Origin of the sequence: Pseudoalteromonas sp. SR41-1 (assembly GCF_014164015.1) — a bacterium.
In the GTDB taxonomy this organism is placed as follows: Bacteria; Pseudomonadota; Gammaproteobacteria; order Enterobacterales; family Alteromonadaceae; genus Pseudoalteromonas; species Pseudoalteromonas distincta.
Map to the genome: position 1 here is coordinate 31,704 of NZ_JACJEK010000014.1, position 22,641 is coordinate 54,344.

Here is a 22,641-nt window from a genome sequence, read left to right on the forward strand (position 1 = left end):
AAATATAAAACAGTTAAAGGGGTAGCATATAAATTGTTGTTCTAAATCAAACTATTTAATTTAGCGAGGCTTAACGATTGCTGCCGTTTTAGCTAAGGCATCATTATCTAAAATTGTAATAAATTTACCTTCTACTTTTATTAAGTCGGCTTTTTGAAAACGGCTTAATAAACGGCTAATGGTCTCTACGGTAAGGCCTAAGTAGTTACCTATTTCACCGCGAGTCATGGTAAATCTAAATTCTTTGCGTGAAAAACCACGTTCACCAAAACGCTCTGATAAGTTATAAATAAAACTAGCTAAGCGTTCTTCTGCTGATTTTTTATTGAGTAATAACAGCATTTCTTGATCGTATGTAATTTCGCTGCTCATCAAGCGCATTATTTGTTGACGAAGTTTTGGTAATTTACCAGCAAGTTCGTCAAGGGTATCGAATGGTATTTCGCACACCATTGACGTTTCAAGTGCTTGTGAAAAACTCTGGTGCGCCATTTTACTTATCGCGTCAAAGCCTACTAAGTCACCCGCTAAATGAAACCCGGTTATTTGCTCATCACCTTGCTCTGATAATGTGTACGATTTAAATGAGCCAGAGCGTACAGCATAAATAGCCTGTAAAGGTGCGCCTGATTCAAATAGATAATCGCCTTTATGGAGTGGTTTTTTTCGCTCAATAATTTCGTCTAGCTTATCCATTTCTTGGCCATTGAGAGAAAATGGCAAGCACAATTGACTAATACTGCAGTTATTACAGCTAATAGCACAATTACCTTTAGCGCGACTTTGAGAGAAATCCATAATTTAATCCGTTTAAATTTTTATACACACGACTGCAAAATAACCATAAAAGGTTAATACTGCGAATAGGTTATTGTATCAGCTTGTCAGTTGCAATTATCAATAAGTAGATACCATACCAGATTATAACACTGCCCAATACAATTCGGGTCCAAGGGTGGTTAATAATACTATTTAGTTTTTGTGCGGTAACGCCTAACGTGATCATTGCGGGGAAAGTACCCAAAGCAAAACAAAGCATCACTAAAGCACCGTCTAGGGCACTTGGGCTAGTCATCGCCCATGTAAGTGCTGAGTAAACAAGTCCACATGGAAGCCATCCCCACAAAGCACCGTAACCTAGGGCTTTAAATGGTGAGTTAATAGGCATTAAGTATTTATTTAGCTTAACAATGTGTTGCCACACTAAGGTTTTACCAATTTTTTCTAACCATTGCAACGTAGGGCCTAAGCGCATTATATACACGCCGACAAGGAGCATAAAAATAGCTGCAATGAATGAAAGTGCTAAAGAAAAAGATGTGTTTTGCCTAGCAAATTGGCTGCTAATACCAGCAACAAGTGCACCTGCTGCCATGTAGCTCAGTGCACGTCCGGTATTATAGGCAAATGAATAGGTGAATGCTTTGCGTTTATCACTTGCCAGTTGTAATGAGCTTGCAATACCGCCGCACATCGCAATGCAATGACCGCTACCTATTAGCCCCATTAAAAATGCGCTGGTGTAAAGAGGGTCAATCATTACTTTTGTTATGTTGCTCTTTGTCGTCTTCAAACAAAATACTATGACCTTGCTTATTTAAATCAGAAAACTGCTCACTTTTTACGGCCCAAAAGAAAACGCCTATAGCAATAATGACAAACAAAATGGCAATAGGGATCAAAATGTAAATTATGCTCATAACTTTAATAGCCTTAGTGAATTACTAATCACAATAATTGAGCTGGCAGACATGCCAATAACAGCCATCCACGGAGCGACTAAGCCCAGCGCTGCCAATGGTAATATGGATGCATTATACAATAAAGACAGCGCAAGGTTTTGCTTAATAATTCGTCTGGTTTGTTTTGCCACATTGAGTAAATGATCAATTGAAGCTAAATCGCTATTAAGGAGCACTACATCGGCGCTATTTTTTGATATGTCAGCACCGGTTTCCATTGCAATGGATAAATGCGCGCTGGCAAATACAGGGCTGTCGTTTACGCCATCGCCGACCATTGCAACTACTTCGTTTTGTGACGCCCATTGTTCAACAGCTGTTTGTTTATCTTGTGGCGAACACCCAGATTGCACACTTTCAAGGTTAAGTTGTTTAGCTACTTTTTGCCCAGCATCTGACGCGTCACCGGTTAACATATGACACGTTAAGTTTTGCGATTGAAGTGAGTCTATAAGCTTTTTAGCATCGTTTTTTACTTTATCAATAAAGTAAAAACGTGCAACAACCTGCTTATTTATATACAAGCTTGCTTGTGCATTTGATTTTTTGCTATCAAACCAACCACTTTTACCAATTGCATAATGATTAGTTGCATCTTGTGCGCTAATTCCCAGACCTGGATGCACTTCAACGTTATTAAGATTGTGGTGAGCAGGAGTAATTTCATCAAATGCGCTGGCGATAGGGTGTTCAGAATAACGCTCTAACATAGCTGCTATATCTAGCACTTGCGCTTTTGTGTATTGCTTATCGAGTATATCTACTTCATCTAGGCTAAATTTACCTTGGGTGAGTGTGCCTGTTTTATCAAAGGCAAATAGCGTAATTTGTGAGAGTGTTTCGAGCACATGCGCTTGTTTTATTAATACGCCTTTACGGGTCAAGGTTGCAACCGCGCATGTAAGTGCGGTTGGTATGGCTAAACTCAGGGCACATGGGCAGGTAGCAACTAAAACCGAAATGGTGATCCAAAATGCGTGTTCAGGGTCAATTTGGTACCAGCCAATAGCTGTAAGTGAAGCAAATATAAGCAGGCACGCTATAAACCATTGCGCAACTTTATCTGTAATTTCAACCAGTTTAGGGCGTTTAGTTAATGCGTTGTGTTGCAAGCGGATAATTTGATTTAAAAGGGTATTTTGGCCAATTTTATTAATTTTTATTTCAATAACGCCGTCGTGGTTAACGCAACCGGCGTAGACATTGTGACCGATAAATTTTGTAACGGGTTGGTGTTCGCCCGTCATCATTGATTCATCAACCGTAGTTTTACCCTTTATAAGCTCGCCGTCGGCAGGAATTGTTTCACCCGCTTTAATGAGTACTACGTCATTAAGTTTTAGTTTTTTGGCTGCAATTATAAGTTCTTCACCACTGTCGTTAATGGTGCGGGCTGTTAATGGCAATAATTTTTGTAAGTTGGCAGTAAATTCGCTCGCTTTTAAACGCGCTCTAAATTCAAGGTACTTACCTAATAAAAGTAAAAAGGTAAACATGCACACAGATTCAAAATATACTTCGCCGACTTGCATAAATGTGGCGTAACAACTTGCGCCAAACGCACCAAAAATAGCCAGCGATACGGGTAAATCCATATTGAGCTGTTTTGCTTTTAAGCCATTTATGGCGTTGGTTAAAAAGGGCAGTGCGCTATATAAAATAACCGGAGAGGCAAGTACTAAGCTGATCCATCTAAAATACTGCTCAAAATTGCTGTCCATGCCTGAAAACATGCCAAAGTACATGGCAAACGCAAACATCATAACTTGCATGGTCATTAAGCCTGCAACACCTAAGCGGCGAATATAGGCTTTGGCAGTTTGTTGCTTTTGTTGAGCTTCAGTATCTGATTGAAATGGGTAGGCTTTATAACCAATTTTGGCTAAGGAAGTAATAATTTCACTCAAGGGGGTGCTGGTTTTATCCCATTGGATCATCGCGCGGTTGGTGGAAGTATTTACATCAACCCGTTTTACAGTATTTAAGTTTAAGAGTTGTTTTTCGATAAGCCACGCACACGCTGCGCAGGTTATACCTTCAACACTCAACAATACCTCTGAGATATTGTCGTTAGTGGCTATAAATTCGTCTTGAATGTCTTCGTTGTCATAACTTTTTATAAATGCGAGTTGCTCAGGTACCAGTTGCTCAACCTTGCCTGCGCGAACAGTTCGGTATTTATAATAATCAGTCATACCTTGATCAACAATATTTTGCGCAACTGCTTGGCAGCCAATGCAACACATTGGCTGGGCAATATCGTCAATTATAACGTTTGCGCTAAATCCGTTTGGCACACTTTCAAGGCAATGAAAGCAAGAGTGAGACATAGTAATGATTACTTATAGTTAGGAGTAACTAAAACGGTTTCAGCCGTCGGTAGAACAATGTTTTCTTTTAGTTTCCAGCTGCCATCAATTGGCTCAATAAATACAGAATATGCACCTGGCGTATACTTATCAAGTAATGCAGTAAATTCTTGATTGGCATTAGGCGTAAGTGTTGCCTCAAAGTCATGCGCTTTAATAGTACGGTGGTAAAACGAAAGTTTTAAAACATGTACGTTGCTACTGTCACCTTTTGTAAACTTAAAGCTTACACGCTCGTTGGTTACATTTAATTCGCCATGTAAGTAAAGTGCTTTTGCTTTTTCAAACTTAGTCAGTTCTAAGTTTATTGCTTTACCTTTTTTGTAGTAGTCGTCAACAACCATATCTGGGCCGTTACCTATTGCCGTAATAAATAAGCTAATACAGCCAATAATGGCAACTAACGGAAAAAAGATTAAAAACCAAGGCCAAAAATTTTTATACCACGGAGTAGGTTGCATAGTGTCTCTAAAATTAGTTTAGGAAGCGTTATTTTATAGGAATTATACGTAAAAGACTAAAAAAAAGCCTCCGACTGGAGGCTTTTTTGATCTGGATTAATCTATTGAATTAAATAAATTAATTTATAAACATTTTATTAACCGCGTGCTTATTTATCTTGCGATAAACTGTAAACGTAGGCTGTTAATAAGTGAATTTTATCTTCACCTAAAATGTCTTTCCAAGCAGGCATTACACCAGCACGGCCGTGGTTAAGTGTTTCTTCAACAGCACGTTGAGAACCACCGTATAACCAAATGTTATCAGTCAGGTTAGGCGCGCCAAATGGTAGGTTATGTGCAACCGACCCTTTACCGTCAGCACCGTGACATGCGGCGCACATTGCAAACTTAGCTTTACCTGCGGCAGCATCTTTTTGGTTAACAGTACGACCAGAAAGGCTCAGCACATGTGCAGTCATTTCTTTAACGCCTTGCTCACCAAGAGCATCGCCCCAAGCTGGCATTGCAGCTATACGACCATTAAGCAGTGTTTCTCTAATTTTGTCTGGTGTACCGCCATATAACCAATCTTTATCAGTTAGGTTAGGGAAGCCTGTTCCACCACGTGCATCAGAGCCGTGACATTGCGCACAGTTTTGTGAGAATAAACGCTGACCAATTTCGATGGCTAATTGACCATCTGTTTGTTCATGTTTGTCACCATTTTCTAGAGCAACTTGCTGCGCTGCGTCGCCTTCAAACTTAGAATTAACTAAATCTAAAACCGGCACTTGTGCAAGTCGATTAAAAATAGGACCAAAGCGCTCTTCTGCAGCTTCATACTCTTTATCAAGTTTAACAAAACGACCTTCTGCTTTGGCCTCTGCAACTGCTTTTTTAGATTCAGCTAAAGACGTAATACCTTGGTTAGAACTAGTCCATTTACCTAAACCTTCCCAGTTGCCTAAACCTGGGTAAGCTGCAAGGTAATATACTGACCAAATAAAAGTTGCGAAAAACATGTAAGTCCACCATTTTGGTAGTGGATTATTTAGCTCTTCAATGCCGTCAAATTCATGTCCACAGCTTTCACCTTCTTTTACGCCAGCATAGTTTTTTAAGTTCCAAACTAATAGGCCAAAGATGATGCATAAGCATGCAAGGGTTAATACAATAACCCAAATACTCCAAAAGCTAGTCATTTTTCAGACTCCTTTTCCTCGTTAGAGAGTGTGTTGTTATGTTTTTTTTCATCTTCAAAAATGGCATTAGCAGCGCTATCAAAACGATTTTTGCTACGCTTGCTGTATGCCCATACAACAATCACAATAAACAATACTAAAATTACCAGAGTCAAAATGCCTCTGTATGTTCCGTAATCCATAATAATTTACTTCAAGTGGGTACCAAGTTGCTGTAAATACGCGATTAGAGCTTGGATTTCTGTTGCGCCTTCGCCGTTATTCATAGCGTTAACTTTTTCAACATCAGCTTTAAGTTCTTCGTCGCTGCCATAACCTAGGCCCGGGTGTTTAGGGTTTTCTGGGTTAATAGCAAAAGTATCACGGAAAATTTGTAGTTTTTTCAGAGTCAGGCTTGTATCTACCCTATCCTCTGCTAACCAAGGAAAACCTGGCATATTCGACTCAGGAACCACAGCACGTGGGTCAACTAAGTGAGCATAATGCCAATCGTCCGAGTAACGTTTACCAACGCGAGCAAGGTCAGGACCAGTACGTTTTGAACCCCATTGGAAAGGGTGATCCCATACTGATTCGCCTGCTACAGAGTAGTGACCGTAACGCTCAACTTCATCACGAAAAGGGCGGATCATTTGTGAGTGACAGTTATAACAACCTTCACGTACATATATGTCACGGCCTTCCATTTCTAAAGCATTAAGAGGGCGTAGGCCTTCTACTGGTTTAGTTGTGTCGTCTTGGAACATTAGCGGAGTAATTTCAACTAATGCACCAAAGCTGATAGCAAAAACAGTCAGAATAGCCATAAGGCCAACGTTCTTTTCTACTATTTCATGTTTGTTTTGTGAATTTTTATTGCTCATCATCTCACTCCGTTATGCTAATTGTGCTTGCGCGTCTAACTTCAGAGATTCTTTCTCAGCTGAAATTGTACGGAAAACGTTATAAGCCATAACTAACATGCCTGTTACGATGAATACACCGCCTACAAAACGCATAATGTAGAAAGGATGCGACGCTTCTAAAGACTGCACAAAGCTGTACATTAATGTACCGTCGGCATTTACCGCACGCCACATTAGACCTTGCATTACACCAGAGATCCACATTGCAACAATGTATAAAACAACACCTACAGTATGTAACCAGAAGTGGGTGTTAACTAATTTAACGCTATACATACGACCTTGCGCAAATAACGCAGGAATTAAGTGGTAAATAGCACCAATTGAAATCATAGCAACCCAACCTAGTGCACCTGAGTGTACGTGGCCGATCGTCCAATCTGTGTAGTGAGATAACGCATTTACAGATTTAATTGCCATCATAGGGCCTTCGAACGTAGACATACCGTAGAAAGACAATGAAACAACTAGGAAGCGTAGTACTGGATCAGTACGCAGTTTATGCCATGCGCCTGATAGGGTCATAATACCGTTAATCATACCACCCCAAGACGGTACGAATAGGATAATAGACATAACCATACCTAAACTTTGCGTCCAATCAGGAAGCGCAGTGTAGTGAAGGTGGTGAGGACCTGCCCAGATGTATAATGAAATTAATGCCCAAAAGTGAACTACCGATAAACGGTATGAGTAAACTGGGCGACCTGCTTGTTTTGGTACAAAGTAATACATCATACCCAAGAAACCAGCAGTTAATAGGAAACCTACAGCGTTATGACCGTACCACCACTGAACCATAGCATCTACCGCACCTGCGTAGATTGAGTATGATTTAGTTAACGACACAGGCACTGCCATGCTGTTTACAATGTGTAGTACTGCAACAGTAATAATAAAGCCAGCATAGAACCAGTTAGCAACATAAATGTGCGACACTTTACGCTTGATTAAAGTACCAAAGAAAACAATAGCGTAAACAATCCAAACCACAGCGATTAAAATATCGATTGGCCATTCAAGTTCTGCGTATTCTTTTGAGCTAGTAATACCAAGTGGTAATGTAATTACTGCTAATACAATAACTAGCTGCCAGCCCCAAAATGAAAAGGCGGCGAGTTTGTCTGAGAAAAGACGCGTTTGGCAAGTACGTTGTACGACGTAATAAGACGTCGCAAACAGTGCACTAGTACCAAATGCGAAAATTACTGCGTTCGTGTGTAACGGACGTAGTCGAGAGTAAGTTAACCATGGTGTATCAAAGTTAAGTGCTGGCCAAGCTAATTGGGCAGCAATCAGAACCCCAATACTCATGCCAACGATGCCCCAAATCACTGTCATAATAGCGAATTGGCGTACAACCTTATAGTTATACTCAGTTTGTGATGCTACTGTTTGGCTCATTTTCTGGCTTCCGCTGCAATAAATGCGTTTAGAAATGAATTACCCACTATTAAAAGTGGGGCCTACTATTTTTCTCAAGCGTGTTACCTAAAACTTTCAATACATGAAAACTTCAGAAAAAAAACTTGAGAAACCCTTATTTTTTGCGGGTGAAATGATAAATTTTTTGGCCTAAAAAAGATAGGTCAATTACATAAAATTATGACATCAATCAAACTTTGTGAGCTTGTTGTTTATTTTTTGATACAGTTTGTGCCTAATTTGGCCTAATAGTAACACTCGCACTTGTTATTTACAGTCACGATTATTAGTATTTGCTTTTCTTTAGTGCGAAATTGTTATGCTTATATATAGGTTAAGTTTATTCACTGTGGTGTTTTTTTTATTAACAGCGTGTGATTTTTCTAAAAATACAGATGAAAAATTTCTTAAAAATGCCCAGTGCGAAGCCAATTTGCCTTGTACTTTTTCAAATGATGTTAAAGTATGGTTAAGCGAGAAAACCCTTTCCCCCGAAACCCCATTTACTATCTTTAGTGACTTACCTGCAAACGTTACAATTGAAGATGCCAAGCTTAAAGGCATCACTATGTACATGGGTTACATTCCCCAAAAATTTAAAAAACATAATGATCTTTGGCAAAGTAATACTATGGTTGGTATTTGTTCAGAGCAAAATATGCTTTGGAATTTAGAACTAACCGTTAAAGATAATGCCACCTCTGTAATACAAACACTCAATTACTCTTTTTACGTAACGTATTAAAGTTGCGACTACAAACTCTTGTATACAGCTTACATTTTTGATGTGAGTTCGTTTTCTTATACATACGATTATTTGAGTGACAAGATCAATAAAATTGCCTTTTTAGGTTTTAATACTGACAAAACTTCAATAGTGAATAAGTGCTCTCAAAAAGTTCAACTTTAATTACGACTGAATAAAAAATCTAATCAAAAAACCTTCTAAAGAGGCTAAATAAGACTATTTAAGCACCAAGCATGCATAAATATGGTTATTAATTAACATTTAGTTTTGCGGTTTTAATAATGTGCTGTGATTAAGTTGTTAATTTGTCTGTTTTTGGTACGTAGCTCAGTTAATTACATTTGATTACAAAGTGAATCACTTTGGTTTCAGGTGTGTTTATAATGTTTCTTTGTTTTTTCAAGAAGTTGTTTTTAAAGTGTATTTATTAATTAACACTGAAACATAATGTAACCTATGTACCTATTATGGTTATTTCATTTTGCTTATTGATATAAAATGAGCTGCCATTAAGTTTTCGTTCAGTTAAAGGCGCCTAAGTTGCCCACCTGACTCACTATTCTAAATAAAAAGTGAGCATTACCAATAAAGGTAAATTTCCAACAAGTAGGGTTCTTTCATGAAAAAATCAACTCTTGGTTTAGCTGTAATCGCAGCATTTCCAATGTTCTCAAGTGTGCAAGTTCTTGCTGCTGAAGACTCAGCAAAAGCAATCGAAAAAATTCAAGTAACGGGTTCTCGCATTAAGCGTTCTGACATGGAAACCGCTAGCCCAGTTACACTTATTGGTGCAGATGAAATCAGAGCTTCTGGTGCTACATCAGTTGATAGTGTGCTTCAGCAAATGACTGCTACTGGCGGTGCTATGACTAATCCAGGCGTAAATAACGGCTCTGGCGGTAATGCATCAATTGATTTACGTGGTTTAGGTTCGCAACGTACATTAGTGCTTGTAAACGGCCGCCGTATGATCAACTCAGGTACAGGCGCAGCTTCTACGGTTGATTTAAACACTATCCCGGTATCTATGATTAAACAGATAGAAGTACTTAAAGATGGCGCATCTGCTGTTTATGGTACGGACGCTGTTGCTGGTGTTGTGAACATCATTTTAAAAAATGATTTTGAAGGTTTAGATTTAAACGTTAATTCTGCAATGACATCAAAGCATGATGCATCAGAAACTTCTATCGACTTTACAGTGGGTACTTCATTCGATAAAGGTAATATTGTCTTTGGTGCTCAATATACGAATCGTGGCGAAGCTAGCCAAGGTGATCGTGGATTTTCAAATTGTCCTTTATTTGAAGGTGAAAACGGCCTTTTCTGTGGTGGTTCATCATTTAGCGAAGGCGGCCATATTTATAACGTAAACACTGCGGGTATTACTAACAGCGATGGCGAAGTTGAGCAACAAGGTGTAGCAAACGACAGCGGTTTAAGTAACCGTGGTGGTAGTTTACACCGCTTCACTGATGAAGCTGATGCTTACAATTATGCAGAACAAAGTTACTTATATACGCCAATGGAACGTTTGAATCTTACTGGCATGGGGACTTATGAGTTAAGCGATGATACGAGCCTTTTTAGTGAGTTTACATACACTAAACGTTGGTCAGAGCAGCAATTAGCTCCACAACCAATTAACTTTGGTTTTAACTATAATGAAAGCATGGGTAATAGTCTATTAAGCGAAACGTATGATAAACGTCAGATTGCTGATGGTGCGTTTGTAGAAGATGCTGATGGCAATTATGTTACAACACCAACGAATTATGCTTACGGCGATGAAATTAGTTATCGTCGTCGTATGACAGAAAGTGGTGCACGTGGTTTATCTCAAACAGTAGATACGGTCCGTATTGTTGTTGGTGCAGAAGGTGTCATAAGTGATTACTCTTGGGATTTTTCTGCGAACTTTGGTCGCAATGATTCAGTAGATAAACTAAGTAACCTCCACAATGTTTCTGCAATAAATACAGCAATTGCGGCGGGAACATTTAATCCATTAGATGAAGCTGATTGGGCGTTATCTAATGTACAAGACTACATTTACACAGAGCAAAATTCAGGTGGTAGTCAATTATTTATTTTAGCAGCATCACTTTCAGGCGAAATGTTTGAAATGCCAGCTGGTTACGCTGCGTTTGCAGCAGGTGTTGAGCGCCGTCAAGAAAAAGCATGGTACACACCAGATTCAATTGCAGCGCAGGGGTTAGGTAACGATCCTCGCGTTGATGCTACTAGTGGTGGTTTTGATGTAAATGAAGCTTATGTTGAATTTGCTATACCATTACTTGCTGATGCACCTTTTGCTGATGCAGTTGAGTTAAGTGCAGCTGTTCGTGCATTCGATTATAGTACGTTCGGTTCAGACGAAACGTGGAAACTAGGTTTAACTTGGCGCGTAAATGACGAATTAATGCTACGTGGTGTTCGTTCTACAGCATTCCGTGCCCCAACAGTTGATGAGCTTTATTCTGGTAACGCGCCATCATACGAGCAAGTTAGTTACCCTGGTGCAGACAGCCAAGCTGAAGTAACCGTTGGTGGTAACAGTAACTTAACTCCAGAAGAAGCAGATACGCTTACCGTTGGTGTTGTTTACGAGCCAGAGTGGTTTGATGGTTTCTCAATGACGCTAGATTATTACGACATTGAAATTGAGAATGCAATTTCTACTTACAACAATCAATATGTAGTAGATCAATGTATTGGTAACGCAAATAGCAGCACTAATGCAATTTGTACAAGTACTTCTGCAGTATTCCAAGCTGATGGCCGTATTGTTTTCAACAACCAATTACGTAACATTGGTTCTGAGAAAACATCAGGTGTCGATTTAAACCTTACTTATGCATTTGAAGCATTAGGTTTAAGCTGGAAAACAGGCTTAGATACAACTTATTTAGATGAGTATGTTGTTGATACCGGTGCAATAGTCGATTACTCAGGCTTCATCACTGGTGGTGCCGGCGGTTATGCAGATATTAAATCGAACTTTAACTTAAATGTTAAAGGTGACAACTGGGATGCTACATATGAAGCTCGTTATATTGCTGGAATGGATAGCTTTGCATGTATCGGCGATGATACGTGTTTAGCTCCTACTACACCGTCTATTGTATATCACGATATTAGCGCTTCTTACATGATCAATGACGTGTTAACTGTTTCTGCAGGCGTTAATAACATGTTTGATAAAGAGCCACCATACTACTCAGGTAACAACGATTCTAATACTGACCCGTACACTTATGACACATTAGGTCGTCGTTTATTTGCTGGTATCAATATTAAACTTTAACTAGCACATTAATCTTATTAAGGCTCAGTATTTACTGAGCCTTTTTTATTGAACAAAATAAAGGAGACAAGTACACTAAAACGATATTTTAGAAGGAGAACTGATTGTTAAAACAAGATGAAAACTTATCTTTTGTCATTGAACCAGAACTAACACCTCGTTCTGAACAGCGCATAGATCTGTATTTTTCTATCCCTAATGAAATGGGGATTAATCCGCAAACACTTACCGAAGAATCTTACTTTAATAACCACTTTAAATCACACCTAGCGTATAACGCTAACAATATACATTTGCCTTTAGTGAGAAGCCGTTTTGTTAGTAAAAACAAAGGTGAGCAACAAGATTACCGGCAAAATCTTAATTTATTTTGTTATCAAGTACGTTTAGCCCTTGATGCCGATATAAAAGACGCGTTAAAAATTGATGAGGCAGAAGATTTTTATAAACGTGCTAACGAGGTATATGAGCAAAGCGAAGGGCTTTTAAAAAAGCTGCGTCGCTACACACCAGATGACGAAAAACTACTGCCATTTTTTACCAATGCTGATAACTATTTAAGTTGGCATGTTGAGCAATCTTTTTTAAAGCTTTTAGATGAAGGCCCACGTAGTAGCGATTATGCAAAAGAGCGTAACGATTTACTGCAGTTTTGTAAAAGCGAAAATACGTATCGAGCAGAGAAAAGCTACAACTCTGAAACAACCATGCAAGACGCAAATCGAATAACAAATAAAATGCGCTTGTTACAACGCTTAATTGAGCACGGCGTAATATTACAGCGTCAAACGCGGTTTCTTAACAGCTACCTTAAGCGATTAGTTAAAGGCACTGTAACAGCTGTTATCATGGCATTTGTGATGGTTGTAATACTTAATGCCCGCTCAACGTTTACGGAAGTAACCGCAACGCTTATTTTAATTTTAGGAGTTATTTACGGGCTGCGTGAAATATTTAAAGAAGATATTACACGTATGATTTGGCGAGCCATTGTACAAGGGCGACCTAAGTGGCGATTTAGTTTTAAAAATAGTATTACCAAAGATAAAGTAGCGAGCCAGCTAATTTGGCTTGAATACATGCGCTTTAAGAAAATACCTAAAGAAGTGAAATCTATTTTTTCAAAACGTCGTCAACAAAATAAACAAGCTGCGCAGTGGTTACACTTTGCAAGTGAGACACGTGTTAGTGCGAAAGAATTTTTGCCCGGCTACGATACACTACAGCACACGCTACAATTTAATCTTGCACCATTTGCACGTTATTTAAAACGTGGTGAAGGGAAGCTATATCATTTAGACAGTAATAAAATTTCTAAGCAGGCTGTAGAAAGGCGTTATCAATTAAACATGGTACTTGTGCTAACTGAGGAAGATAAAATACTTTATCAACGCTATAAAATAACGTTAAATCGCAGTAAAATCGTTAATATTGAGCTTATCTACTCCAAAAAATGAGTTTAATTAATTTTAAAAGGGGCTGATACAATCAGCCCCTAACATTTGGTCACTTTATTTATTAGCTAAGCCATGTTTACTATATAAAGTTACTTTGTCTGATACTAGCGTGATCTCGATATTTTTTGCTTCATCGCCCCATACACAGTTAGTATGTAGTGTTTTTTCAACGCAGTTATCAGCACTGCCTAAAATAGTTTCAACTTCAGTCTTATCCATGCCTACTTTAATTTTTTCATAATTTTCAAGACTTACCTTAGAACAAGCCGCAAGGCTTAATGTAGCTGCGATGATAAGGAGTTTTTTCATTGTTATATCCTACTTAATATTAATGTTTGAATTTTCTGATCTGGACAATCATGCCCATTCGTGGATGGTCAAAGTAATGTACTTCACCACTAATTACACGTCTAAACTGAGAGAAACGGGCTGACTCTGTATCGCCGTTTTCTAGCTTTTGGCTAATATCAAAATTAGCTGTAATGTATAAATAATGTCGTAAATGTATCTTAAATAAACCGTCTAGTTCCCACTCTGCTTTTGGTTGATCTGGGTCGTTAAATAGTGCCGGTTGTGAATTTAATAAACTTACAAAATCAGGGTTTGAATAGCTAGGTGTTACATTGGGTTCATTTTTAAGATGCTCACCCGCTATTAAATGCATGCTTGGGGCGCGTGACTTGCTTGCACCTTCAAAGCGCCAGCCAGTGTGTAGAATAGGTGTTAAGCCTTTGCGGTCTAGTTGCCTATATTGCGCTTTAAATTGCAGCTGTTGCGGCGCTAATAAATAAGTTTGCTGCATATCATCTTTAGCGGGTGCTAAAGGCGTTACAGGTAGCTCATCGTAGCTTTGTAGGTAGTCAATACTGTTGTCACATACACCCGATTGCGGGTTTGAATTAACTAATGAATCAGTAAAAGTGCGTTTTTGAAAACGCTCATCGCCATCTATGCAGGCCTGCATTGCTTGTTCAGTGTAAAGAGTGGTCAGTAAGTCTAGCGTATTTTTATCTTCAATAGCTTTGTGCTTAAGGCTAAAGTCTTCTTGTAAATACGGTGCAGGGCGCTGTTTAAATACAAGCACCTCAACCTCAAACCAGCGTTCTGCAAATGCAGTGCTGCTAAATAAGCAGCATAAAACAATAAGCGATTTTTTTAGCAACATTAATGGCTAACCTTTTTTTCGAAATCTGCAATCATTGCAGTGACCATTTTTAAGCGTTCGCGGGCATTTGCCTCACTAATTGCAAAGCGCAGTTTATTTGCGCCATCCATTTTGTACACCTTAGGCGCACTTTGTATCAAGCCAATGATGAAGCTAGGGTTAACCTTGGTATCTTGGCTAAACTCAAAGTAACCACCTTTTGGATTTGCCTCAATTTTAGTTATACCTAAATTACTAGCCTTCATTTTTAATAATTGTAGGCTAAATAGGTTTTTAGCAGCATCAGGTAATAAACCAAAGCGGTCTATTAGTTCTACCTGTAGTTCATCCATATCATCAAGGTTAGCACAACTTGCAATGCGCTTATACATACCCAAGCGTGCATTAACATCGTGTATGTAGTCATCAGGTAATAATGCAGCCAGCTTTAAATCTACTTCGGTTTGTTTTTGAAGTAGGTTTTCAAGCGTTGGCTCTTTACCTTCGCGCAGCGCATTTACGGCTTGTTCGAGCATTTCCATATACAAACTAAACCCGATGGTTTGCATTTGGCCTGATTGATCATCGCCAAGTAGCTCACCCGCACCACGAATTTCTAAATCGTGTGTAGCGAGGGCAAAACCTGCACCTAAGTCCTCTAATGATTCAATTGCTTGTAAGCGTTTACTCGCATCTTTAGAAAGCGCTTTAGGATCACCTGTTAGTAAGTAGGCATATGCTTGATGGTGGCTTCGACCAACTCGTCCACGTAATTGGTGTAACTGGGCAAGGCCAAGTTTATCTGCTCTGTCCATAATTATGGTATTAGCCGTAGGCACATCAATACCGGTTTCGATAATCGTGGTACATACCAGCACGTTGTATTTTTGATGATAAAAGTCAGTCATTATCTGCTCAAGCTCTTGCTCGCGCATTTGGCCATGGGCTGTTGTCACACTGGCTTCAGGTACCCATTCACTAATTTCTTGTGCAACACGCTCGATAGTTTCTACGTTGTTATGTAAAAAGTAAACTTGGCCACCGCGTTTAATTTCTCGCAGTACCGCTTCGCGTATTAGTTCTACATCGCGTTGGCGTACAAAGGTTTTTACCGCTAAACGTTTAGCCGGTGGCGTTGCGATTATCGATAAATCGCGCATGCCGCTCATGGCCATGTTGAGTGTACGAGGTATTGGCGTTGCAGTCAGTGTGAGTATGTCTACATCGGCGCGCAGTGCTTTAATTTTCTCTTTTTGGCGAACACCAAAGCGATGCTCTTCATCAACAATTAACAAGCCTAAATCGTTAAATTTAATGTCTTGTTGAATAAGTTTATGTGTGCCAATAACTATATCGAGCTTACCATTGGCCATTTTTTCAAGTGTGTCTTTTTGCTCTTTAGTGGAGTTAAAGCGCGAAAGCACACCTACTTCAATAGGAAAATCAGCAAAACGGTCTTTAAAGTTTTCATAGTGTTGTTGAGCGAGCAAGGTGGTGGGCACTAAAATAGCTACCTGCTTATCATCGTTAACTGCTACAAAAGCAGCGCGCATGGCCACTTCTGTTTTACCAAAGCCTACGTCACCACACACTAAACGATCCATCGCTTGTTTTGATTGCATATCACCTAATACGGCTTCTATGGCGTTGCGCTGATCGTCAGTTTCTTCAAACGGAAAGCTATCGCTAAATTGGCGATATGCAGGGGCGTCTAGGGTAAATTTATTACCAGGTTTTGCTTGGCGCTGAGCATAAATGTCGAGTAACTCTGCGGCGACATCGCGAACTTTTTCAGCCGCACGTTTTTTTGCTTTTTCCCACGCATCTGAGCCAAGCTTATGCAGCGGGGCGCTGGCTTCTTCACCGCCAGAGTAACGACTAAGCATATGCAATGCAGATACTGGCACGTACAATTTAGCTTCACTTGCGTAAGTAATTGTTACAAATTCAGTAACTACACCTGCAGCATCAATTGTTTGCAACCCCTGATAACGGCCAACACCGTGATCAAGATGCACAACAGGTTGACCTTCTTTAAGCTCGGCTAAATTACGAATTAGCGCATCTTGGCTGGCTTCGTACTTGTGCTTGCGGCGTCTGCGCTGAGATACTTTTATGCCAAGCAGTTCTTGCTCGGTAATAATAGAAAGGCTTGGTTTAGTGCCAAGTACTACACTTTGCTCGAGCGGACTTACTATTAAGCCTACGTCACTTGCACTTTTTATAAATTGTTCGAGTGTTTCAAATTCTTTAAATTTTAAACCGCTTGGTTTTAAAATGCTCAGCAATGATTCGCGACGACCGTCCGATTCAACACTGAGTAATATGCGGCCTTTTTTCTTTTTTTGCTCTGCTACATAATTTATAAACGCGCCATAAGGTTCATGCTGTTTATGATCAATTCGAATGGCAGGCAGCTCGCTAACGCTTAAGTTTTTATTGCCTGCTTTAGTACCAAGCTTTGCAAGGGATAATCTAATACGTGCAAAATTGCCTAAATTAGAAAACAGCTCTTCAATTGGCTGATAAAGCGCATTGGGTTCTAGTAATGGACGAAGTGGGTCAACTCTGCGGTTTTCATAGCGTACATTTACATCGTGCCAAAAGTTATCTGCCGCGTGCTCTAAATCACCCAGCTGCATAACGGTTGTTGTATCTGGCAGGTAGTCAAAAATAGTCGCGAGCTTTTCAAAAAACAACGGCATGTAGTATTCAATACCGGCAGGCCAGTTACCTTTGCTTACTTGCATGTATACAGAGTCTTGCTGCGAGCTTGCACCAAATTTTTCACGGTAGCTTATTCTAAAACGTTCAATATCAGCGTCGTTAGTAGGAAATTCATGTGCTGGAAGTAGCTCAATTTTATCTACTTTTTCATCAGAGCGCTGTGTTTCTACATCAAATAAGCGAATGGTATCGAGTTCGTCATCAAAAAAGTCGAGTCTAAATGGATGCGGGCTACCCATTGGGTATAAGTCAACGATAGAGCCGCGTATAGCGTATTCGCCGTGCTCCATTACTTGTTGAACATTTAAATAACCAGCTTGCTCTAAATTGTCACGAAAGTTATGAGTGTCTAGTTTGTCGCCCACTTTAAAGTTTATTGTCGAACCGTAAATAAACGAGGCCGGGGCTGTGCGCAACATTAAGGTAGATACAGGTACAATTAACACACTTTGTTGTTCTTTTTTTAAGGTGTTTAAAGTGGCCAAACGGGCTGAAATAATATCTTGATGGGGAGAAAAATGATCGTATGGCAGAGTTTCCCAATCAGGAAATACCATGACTGGGTTATCGGGTAATAAATATTCTAATTCTGTTTCAAGGCGCAGTGCACTTGGTGTATCAGGCGTAACAATTAAGACTAAGTTATCTTGTTGTTTAACGCCTTCAGCAATAGCAATACTTAAACCACTTCCGCTTAGCTGGCCCCATTGAATTTTATCTTTATGAGATTTTACCCAAGGCAAGGCTGCCCATTGCTCAAACGCCATTTATTACTCCATTTATAGTTGGCTCTTAGCAAGTAAGAGCCATCTTGAGTTAAGGTTACTTAGTCTCGGTATATTTTTGTTAGGTCTTTATAGTGATCAATTCGTCTATCACGTAAGAAAGGCCAAATACGTCTTACGTTTTCTGAGCGTTTTTGATCAATTTCTACTACTAAAATTTGCTCATCAGTATTATTAGCCTCTGCTAATAGTTCACCTTGTGGGCCTGCAATAAACGAATTGCCCCAAAACGAAATACCATCGCTTTGCGCACTAGGGTCACTTTCATGGCCAACGCGGTTACAGCTAATTACCGGCACGCCATTGGCAACAGCATGGGCACGCTGGCTAATAACCCACGCATCTTTTTGACGAGTTTGCTCAGCAATGTCGTCGTTAGGATCCCAACCGATAGCGGTTGGGTAAATTAATACCTCAGCGCCAGCCATTGCCATTAAACGTGCAGCTTCAGGAAACCATTGATCCCAACATACTAGCACGCCTAATTTACCCACCGAGGTTTGAATAGGCTCAAAACCGATATCACCTGGGGTAAAGTAAAATTTTTCGTAAAAACCTGGATCATCAGGAATATGCATTTTGCGGTATTTACCTGCAATACTGCCGTCTTGCTCTAATACAACTGCAGTATTGTGATAAAGGCCCGTAGCGCGCTTTTCAAATAAAGACGCGACAATAACAATGCTTAGCTCTTTAGCAAGCTCACCTAAGGCATTACTGCTAGGGCCTGGAATGGTTTCGGCTAAATCAAATACGTCAACATTTTCGGTTTGGCAAAAATAGAGGCTTCGGTGTAGCTCTTGGAGTACAACCAGTTTTGCACCTTTTTGAGCGGCTTCACGAATGGCACTTATTGATTTTGCCATATTGTCCTGAGCGTTATCACTATTGCTTTGTTGCACTAACGCAACGGTTAATTTTGCAGGGCTTGTCATTGTGCTGCTCCAGCTAAAAATCCACGAGGTAATTGCATTGTAATACAGTGTAGGCTGCCAAATTGTTCAATAATTGGTTGGCAATTTACGCCAATAATAGTGTGTTGTGGGTATGCTTTTTGAACTTGCGCAAGAGCACGCTCATCATTGGCATCATTATACGTTGGCACAAGCACAGCATTATTAATAATTAAGTAGTTAGCGTAGGTAGCCGGTAAGCGTGTTTGCTCATCGTCATAAGCGGCTTTTGGCCACGGTAACTCAATTAAGTTATATAGGGTGTTATCGGCAGTTTTAAAGGTTTTTAGTTGTTTTTCCATCGCATCAAGTGCGCTAAAGTGCTCATCAGTTTTATCGTCACACTGCACATATACAAGGGTATTATTTGGTGCAAAACGCACTAAGGTATCAATGTGGCTGTCGGTGTCATCGCCCGCTAAATAGCCATGTTCAACCCATAAAAAACTCGTCGCGCCTAAGTGCTCTTTCAAAAGTGCTTCAATATCATTTGGGTTTAAATCAGGGTTACGGTTTTTATTAAGCAAACACTCACTGGTTGTTAGCAACACACCGTGCTCGTTTATTTCAATACCGCCACCTTCAAGTACCATATCGAGCGCTTGATATTGGTTGTTTGTGCTACTTAGCTCTTTTACCAAAGTACGATTAATTTGATTGTCTAATGTGCTTTCAAACTTATTGCCCCAACCATTAAAAGTAAAATCATATACTTTTAATTGTTCTGTTGAATCAATAGCGGCGCAAGTAAGCGGACCATGATCGCGCGCCCAGGTATCGTTAGTAGGCGTTACTACAAAATGAACACGATTAAGAGAGACGTTAGCACTATTTAGTAATGCTGTAATATGCACTTTTAAGGCACTGTTATGCGCCACAATAACAAGCTGTTGCTGCGTTGTTATGTGTTTAGCAAGTTCAATATATACAGGTTCTACACGCGTTAAGTTGTCGGCCCAATCGGTGTCTTTGTGAGGCCATGTAAGCATAACAGCGTCTTGCTCGGCCCATTCTGGTAAAAGTCTAAAGTTCATGAATTTTATATACTAATTAAGATGGCGCTAGTTTAGCATTTTACATAAAGATGTCAGCTAATTATCACTGTTTAGGTCGCCTTGGTTTTGATCAAGTTCTTGACGTTTTTTAAGTTGGCGGGTTTGAGCATGTAAACTCGCTCTAACAATAAGTTCTTGGTCAGTGGTTCTAATTGCGGTAAAGAGCATAGTGTATTGGTAGTGTTCGCTATCTTGTTTTTCTACTGCCACAACTTCGGTGTAACAATAAACCGCAGAGGCCTCGTGGTGCAAAAACAGTTTGGTTCTAAATGCTTGGCCAATTGAGTGTACTTCAGGTGATGTAAAACGAATACCGCCACCGCCGTAGCTATCACATTGTATTGCGTTATCTTGGGCTTGTTCTGAGGCCAAAATATGGCTCATTATTAAATCTATTTTACGTGACTGCGCTTGTAAAAAAGTAGCTAGCTCTTGTGCTATATCGCCTAAGTTACGCAGTGGGCGTAACGAGCTTTGTTCAAGCTCACTTACTTCATTTGCTAATCTAAATAGTGGGGGAATGTCGTCTTCAAGCTCAAGCTGCGATTTAGGAACTTGTCCGTTTGATACGGGGAATAAATTTACTCTTATACTTTCATTAATTTGAAAGTACTGCTCAAACTCACCTAATCTTTCACTATTCATTATGTTCTCCACCACGTATTTATTTAATAGTAGCGTTGTGAGTACTAAATTGCTAGCAGATAAAATAACGCATAGCGGTCTAAATGCTTTGTTTAAATTCGATTTTTAGCATACTGATTATGAAAATAAATACACTAAGACATATTTAGGGTTAGTTATAAAAAAGCGGCCAATGTCATCCTAACATTGGCCGCTTGGGTATTGATTCATCAGCGTGTACTTATTTAAGTAGAGCGGCTAATTCATGTAAATCTTTCACAACGTGATCTGGTTTTTTAGCTAATGGGTAAAGTGCTTTACCTGGGCGTGCTATAAAAGTGGTTTGTAAGCCAGCTTCTTTTGCACCAGCAACATCCCAACCATGGGCTGCAACCATCATTGCTTCATTTGGTGCTACGTTTAGCTTTTTAAGTACCCACTCATACGCACGTAAGTCTGGTTTGTAAATTTTAATATCTTCAATGCTGTAACGCGCATCAAAGTAAGACATTAAACCAGCGCTTTCAAACTGTGCCTTTACACCTTTGTTTGAAGAGTTTGTAAGGCTTACTAACTTATAGCCCTGTGCTTTGAGTTTTGCCAGTCCTTCTTTAACATCGCTGTGTGGCGGAAGCGTTAAAAGAGGCGTAACAATAGCTGTTTTAGCTTGTTCACTTGTAATATCAATGTTGTTGTTTTGAGCAACCATAAGAAGTGACGCCACACCGATTTGCCCAAAGTCGTGATAACTACCGCTTACTGTATCTACTAATGAATGATGCAGCATGGTTGAAAACCACAGTGGTAATAAATCTTCACGTCCGCCTAGCGCTTTACCAATAGAGGTACGCATTGACGTTAAATCAAGTAGGGTTTCGTTTACATCAAAAATAAGCACTTTAGGTTTTGCTTGTTCATTTGGTTCATCAGCGACTGCATAACCAGATACAAGGCTTGTGCCCACGAGTAGTGAAAGAGTAAGTGTTTTTAACGATTTTAAAATAGACATTAATTATTCTCCGATTCAAGTGCTGTCATAACATCAATAGGTTCTGCGCGTAGGGTGTAATCTTCGCTTAAAAATGCGTATGTAATAACACCTTTTTGGTTTATCACATAGGTGGCCGGTAGCGGTAATTTAAAGCTTTTATCGCCGTAGTAGTGTTCAAAATCAATACCAAATTGTGTATATAACGCTTGAATACGCTCATCAAGTGTAAACAATAAACCAAATTGCTCAGCTACTTTATTGCTCACATCGCAAAGCACGTCAAATTCAAGGTCGTTTTTTTGTGCAGTTGAGAGAGTTTCATCAGGTAGTTGTGGTGATATTGCGATTAACTGAGCACTTTGAGTTTTAAATTGTGGTAAGTAGTCGTTAAGTGCTTTTAGTTCTAAATTACAATATGGACACCAGCCACCACGATAAAAGCTAATAACTACCGGGCCTTTTTTTAGTAAATCTGCAAGCTCAATGTTTTCGCCGTTATGGTTGGCTAAGCTAAAGTTTTCTACTTTTTGACCAATTTGCAATGCATTGTCTTTTATATGCTGTGCAATTAGCTCTTCGTTTGTAGTGTTCATTAGTGCCAAAACGTCAGCTGGCAATTTGGCATCTTTTTGTACGTTATAGGCATCTATTTGCGCTTTTAAACTCATGATTGAACCTCAATAATTAGACTATTTGCAATTATAGTGTTTTAGATATTTAAATAAACATTGCAATACTGAAAGCTTCATTCGAAAATATTAAAC

20 protein-coding genes are annotated in these 22,641 nt (G+C 39.5%); 3 read left to right on the top strand and 17 right to left on the bottom strand.

Going from position 1 to position 22,641, the window contains the following annotated elements:
* Positions 1 to 60: 60 nt before the first annotated feature.
* The 9 genes from H5118_RS13220 to ccoN all read right to left on the bottom strand — a co-directional run bounded on the left by H5118_RS13220 (position 61) and on the right by ccoN (position 8,065).
* Positions 61 to 798: an FNR family transcription factor gene (locus H5118_RS13220; protein ID WP_002963069.1), complete on the bottom strand. Its 738-nt coding sequence runs from the start codon at positions 796 to 798 to the stop codon at positions 61 to 63.
* A 70-nt stretch (positions 799 to 868) separates the two neighbouring features.
* A complete protein-coding gene (locus tag H5118_RS13225) occupies positions 869 to 1,540 on the bottom strand; it encodes a sulfite exporter TauE/SafE family protein (protein WP_182671756.1) in 672 nt (223 codons plus the stop codon).
* Complete coding sequence (gene ccoS, locus H5118_RS13230) at positions 1,533 to 1,700, bottom strand: cbb3-type cytochrome oxidase assembly protein CcoS (RefSeq protein ID WP_002963071.1); 168 nt, start codon at positions 1,698 to 1,700, stop codon at positions 1,533 to 1,535. The genes H5118_RS13225 and ccoS overlap by 8 nt, the downstream gene beginning before the upstream one ends.
* Positions 1,697 to 4,072 (bottom strand): heavy metal translocating P-type ATPase, encoded by a 2,376-nt coding sequence (locus H5118_RS13235; protein ID WP_182749078.1) that lies wholly within the window; start codon positions 4,070 to 4,072, stop codon positions 1,697 to 1,699. Before H5118_RS13235 ends, ccoS begins: the two co-directional genes overlap by 4 nt.
* A gap of 8 nt (positions 4,073 to 4,080) precedes the next feature.
* On the bottom strand, positions 4,081 to 4,572 hold the full coding sequence (locus H5118_RS13240; RefSeq protein WP_002963075.1) for a FixH family protein: 492 nt from the start codon (positions 4,570 to 4,572) through the stop codon (positions 4,081 to 4,083).
* 149 nt (positions 4,573 to 4,721) lie between these two features.
* Positions 4,722 to 5,756, bottom strand: a complete 1,035-nt coding sequence (gene ccoP, locus H5118_RS13245) for a cytochrome-c oxidase, cbb3-type subunit III (RefSeq protein WP_039490091.1) — start codon at positions 5,754 to 5,756, stop codon at positions 4,722 to 4,724.
* A complete protein-coding gene (locus H5118_RS13250) occupies positions 5,753 to 5,938 on the bottom strand; it encodes a CcoQ/FixQ family Cbb3-type cytochrome c oxidase assembly chaperone (protein ID WP_024597380.1) in 186 nt (61 codons plus the stop codon). The genes ccoP and H5118_RS13250 overlap by 4 nt, the downstream gene beginning before the upstream one ends.
* 6 nt (positions 5,939 to 5,944) lie before the next feature.
* Positions 5,945 to 6,619 (bottom strand): cytochrome-c oxidase, cbb3-type subunit II, encoded by a 675-nt coding sequence (gene ccoO / locus H5118_RS13255; protein WP_165723947.1) that lies wholly within the window; start codon positions 6,617 to 6,619, stop codon positions 5,945 to 5,947.
* A 12-nt stretch (positions 6,620 to 6,631) separates the two neighbouring features.
* Positions 6,632 to 8,065 carry a cytochrome-c oxidase, cbb3-type subunit I gene (ccoN, locus tag H5118_RS13260; RefSeq protein ID WP_002961515.1) on the bottom strand — a complete coding sequence of 478 codons (1,434 nt, stop codon included), beginning with the start codon at positions 8,063 to 8,065 and terminating at the stop codon, positions 6,632 to 6,634.
* Positions 8,066 to 8,405: 340 nt separating this feature from the next.
* Between ccoN and H5118_RS13265 the strand changes: the two genes are divergently transcribed.
* The 3 genes from H5118_RS13265 (at position 8,406) to H5118_RS13275 (ending at position 13,598) form a co-directional block, all read left to right on the top strand.
* Positions 8,406 to 8,831, top strand: a complete 426-nt coding sequence (locus tag H5118_RS13265) for a hypothetical protein (protein WP_039490088.1) — start codon at positions 8,406 to 8,408, stop codon at positions 8,829 to 8,831.
* 622 nt (positions 8,832 to 9,453) lie between these two features.
* A complete protein-coding gene (locus tag H5118_RS13270; RefSeq protein WP_182749080.1) occupies positions 9,454 to 12,141 on the top strand; it encodes a TonB-dependent receptor in 2,688 nt (895 codons plus the stop codon).
* Between the two features lie 104 nt (positions 12,142 to 12,245).
* Entirely contained in the window at positions 12,246 to 13,598 is a 1,353-nt protein-coding gene (locus tag H5118_RS13275) for a hypothetical protein (protein ID WP_002961512.1), read from the top strand.
* Positions 13,599 to 13,652: 54 nt separating this feature from the next.
* On the opposite strand, the gene H5118_RS13280 is transcribed toward H5118_RS13275, so the two are convergent.
* From H5118_RS13280 to H5118_RS13315, 8 genes are all read right to left on the bottom strand, one after another.
* Positions 13,653 to 13,907 (bottom strand): lipoprotein, encoded by a 255-nt coding sequence (locus H5118_RS13280; RefSeq protein WP_024597375.1) that lies wholly within the window; start codon positions 13,905 to 13,907, stop codon positions 13,653 to 13,655.
* Positions 13,908 to 13,926: 19 nt separating this feature from the next.
* A complete protein-coding gene (locus H5118_RS13285) occupies positions 13,927 to 14,763 on the bottom strand; it encodes a peptidoglycan binding protein CsiV (RefSeq protein WP_182749082.1) in 837 nt (278 codons plus the stop codon).
* On the bottom strand, positions 14,763 to 18,236 hold the full coding sequence (gene mfd / locus H5118_RS13290) for a transcription-repair coupling factor (RefSeq protein ID WP_182749084.1): 3,474 nt from the start codon (positions 18,234 to 18,236) through the stop codon (positions 14,763 to 14,765). The genes H5118_RS13285 and mfd overlap by 1 nt, the downstream gene beginning before the upstream one ends.
* Positions 18,237 to 18,295: 59 nt before the next feature.
* On the bottom strand, positions 18,296 to 19,189 hold the full coding sequence (locus tag H5118_RS13295; protein ID WP_182749085.1) for a carbon-nitrogen hydrolase: 894 nt from the start codon (positions 19,187 to 19,189) through the stop codon (positions 18,296 to 18,298).
* Positions 19,186 to 20,241 carry an agmatine/peptidylarginine deiminase gene (locus H5118_RS13300; protein ID WP_182749087.1) on the bottom strand — a complete coding sequence of 352 codons (1,056 nt, stop codon included), beginning with the start codon at positions 20,239 to 20,241 and terminating at the stop codon, positions 19,186 to 19,188. Before H5118_RS13300 ends, H5118_RS13295 begins: the two co-directional genes overlap by 4 nt.
* Positions 20,242 to 20,298: 57 nt before the next feature.
* Positions 20,299 to 20,907, bottom strand: coding sequence for a PilZ domain-containing protein (locus H5118_RS13305; RefSeq protein ID WP_002961502.1), 609 nt, complete (start codon positions 20,905 to 20,907; stop codon positions 20,299 to 20,301).
* Positions 20,908 to 21,127: 220 nt separating this feature from the next.
* Positions 21,128 to 21,895 (bottom strand): haloacid dehalogenase type II, encoded by a 768-nt coding sequence (locus tag H5118_RS13310; protein WP_182725170.1) that lies wholly within the window; start codon positions 21,893 to 21,895, stop codon positions 21,128 to 21,130.
* Positions 21,895 to 22,545 (bottom strand): peroxiredoxin-like family protein, encoded by a 651-nt coding sequence (locus H5118_RS13315; protein WP_182749089.1) that lies wholly within the window; start codon positions 22,543 to 22,545, stop codon positions 21,895 to 21,897. Before H5118_RS13315 ends, H5118_RS13310 begins: the two co-directional genes overlap by 1 nt.
* Between the last annotated feature and the right edge of the window lie 96 nt (positions 22,546 to 22,641).

What these genes read in the sequence shown, in the direction of transcription:
- H5118_RS13220 (WP_002963069.1), bottom strand. Translation starts at nt 798, where the DNA reads ATGGATTTCTCTCAAAGTCGCGCTAAAGGTAATTGTGCTATTAGCTGT.
- H5118_RS13225 (WP_182671756.1), bottom strand. Translation starts at nt 1,540, where the DNA reads ATGATTGACCCTCTTTACACCAGCGCATTTTTAATGGGGCTAATAGGT.
- ccoS (WP_002963071.1), bottom strand. Translation starts at nt 1,700, where the DNA reads ATGAGCATAATTTACATTTTGATCCCTATTGCCATTTTGTTTGTCATT.
- H5118_RS13235 (WP_182749078.1), bottom strand. Translation starts at nt 4,072, where the DNA reads ATGTCTCACTCTTGCTTTCATTGCCTTGAAAGTGTGCCAAACGGATTT.
- H5118_RS13240 (WP_002963075.1), bottom strand. Translation starts at nt 4,572, where the DNA reads ATGCAACCTACTCCGTGGTATAAAAATTTTTGGCCTTGGTTTTTAATC.
- ccoP (WP_039490091.1), bottom strand. Translation starts at nt 5,756, where the DNA reads ATGACTAGCTTTTGGAGTATTTGGGTTATTGTATTAACCCTTGCATGC.
- H5118_RS13250 (WP_024597380.1), bottom strand. Translation starts at nt 5,938, where the DNA reads ATGGATTACGGAACATACAGAGGCATTTTGACTCTGGTAATTTTAGTA.
- ccoO (WP_165723947.1), bottom strand. Translation starts at nt 6,619, where the DNA reads ATGAGCAATAAAAATTCACAAAACAAACATGAAATAGTAGAAAAGAAC.
- ccoN (WP_002961515.1), bottom strand. Translation starts at nt 8,065, where the DNA reads ATGAGCCAAACAGTAGCATCACAAACTGAGTATAACTATAAGGTTGTA.
- H5118_RS13265 (WP_039490088.1), top strand. Translation starts at nt 8,406, where the DNA reads ATGCTTATATATAGGTTAAGTTTATTCACTGTGGTGTTTTTTTTATTA.
- H5118_RS13270 (WP_182749080.1), top strand. Translation starts at nt 9,454, where the DNA reads ATGAAAAAATCAACTCTTGGTTTAGCTGTAATCGCAGCATTTCCAATG.
- H5118_RS13280 (WP_024597375.1), bottom strand. Translation starts at nt 13,907, where the DNA reads ATGAAAAAACTCCTTATCATCGCAGCTACATTAAGCCTTGCGGCTTGT.
- H5118_RS13285 (WP_182749082.1), bottom strand. Translation starts at nt 14,763, where the DNA reads ATGTTGCTAAAAAAATCGCTTATTGTTTTATGCTGCTTATTTAGCAGC.
- mfd (WP_182749084.1), bottom strand. Translation starts at nt 18,236, where the DNA reads ATGGCGTTTGAGCAATGGGCAGCCTTGCCTTGGGTAAAATCTCATAAA.
- H5118_RS13295 (WP_182749085.1), bottom strand. Translation starts at nt 19,189, where the DNA reads ATGACAAGCCCTGCAAAATTAACCGTTGCGTTAGTGCAACAAAGCAAT.
- H5118_RS13300 (WP_182749087.1), bottom strand. Translation starts at nt 20,241, where the DNA reads ATGAACTTTAGACTTTTACCAGAATGGGCCGAGCAAGACGCTGTTATG.
- H5118_RS13305 (WP_002961502.1), bottom strand. Translation starts at nt 20,907, where the DNA reads ATGAATAGTGAAAGATTAGGTGAGTTTGAGCAGTACTTTCAAATTAAT.
- H5118_RS13310 (WP_182725170.1), bottom strand. Translation starts at nt 21,895, where the DNA reads ATGTCTATTTTAAAATCGTTAAAAACACTTACTCTTTCACTACTCGTG.
- H5118_RS13315 (WP_182749089.1), bottom strand. Translation starts at nt 22,545, where the DNA reads ATGAGTTTAAAAGCGCAAATAGATGCCTATAACGTACAAAAAGATGCC.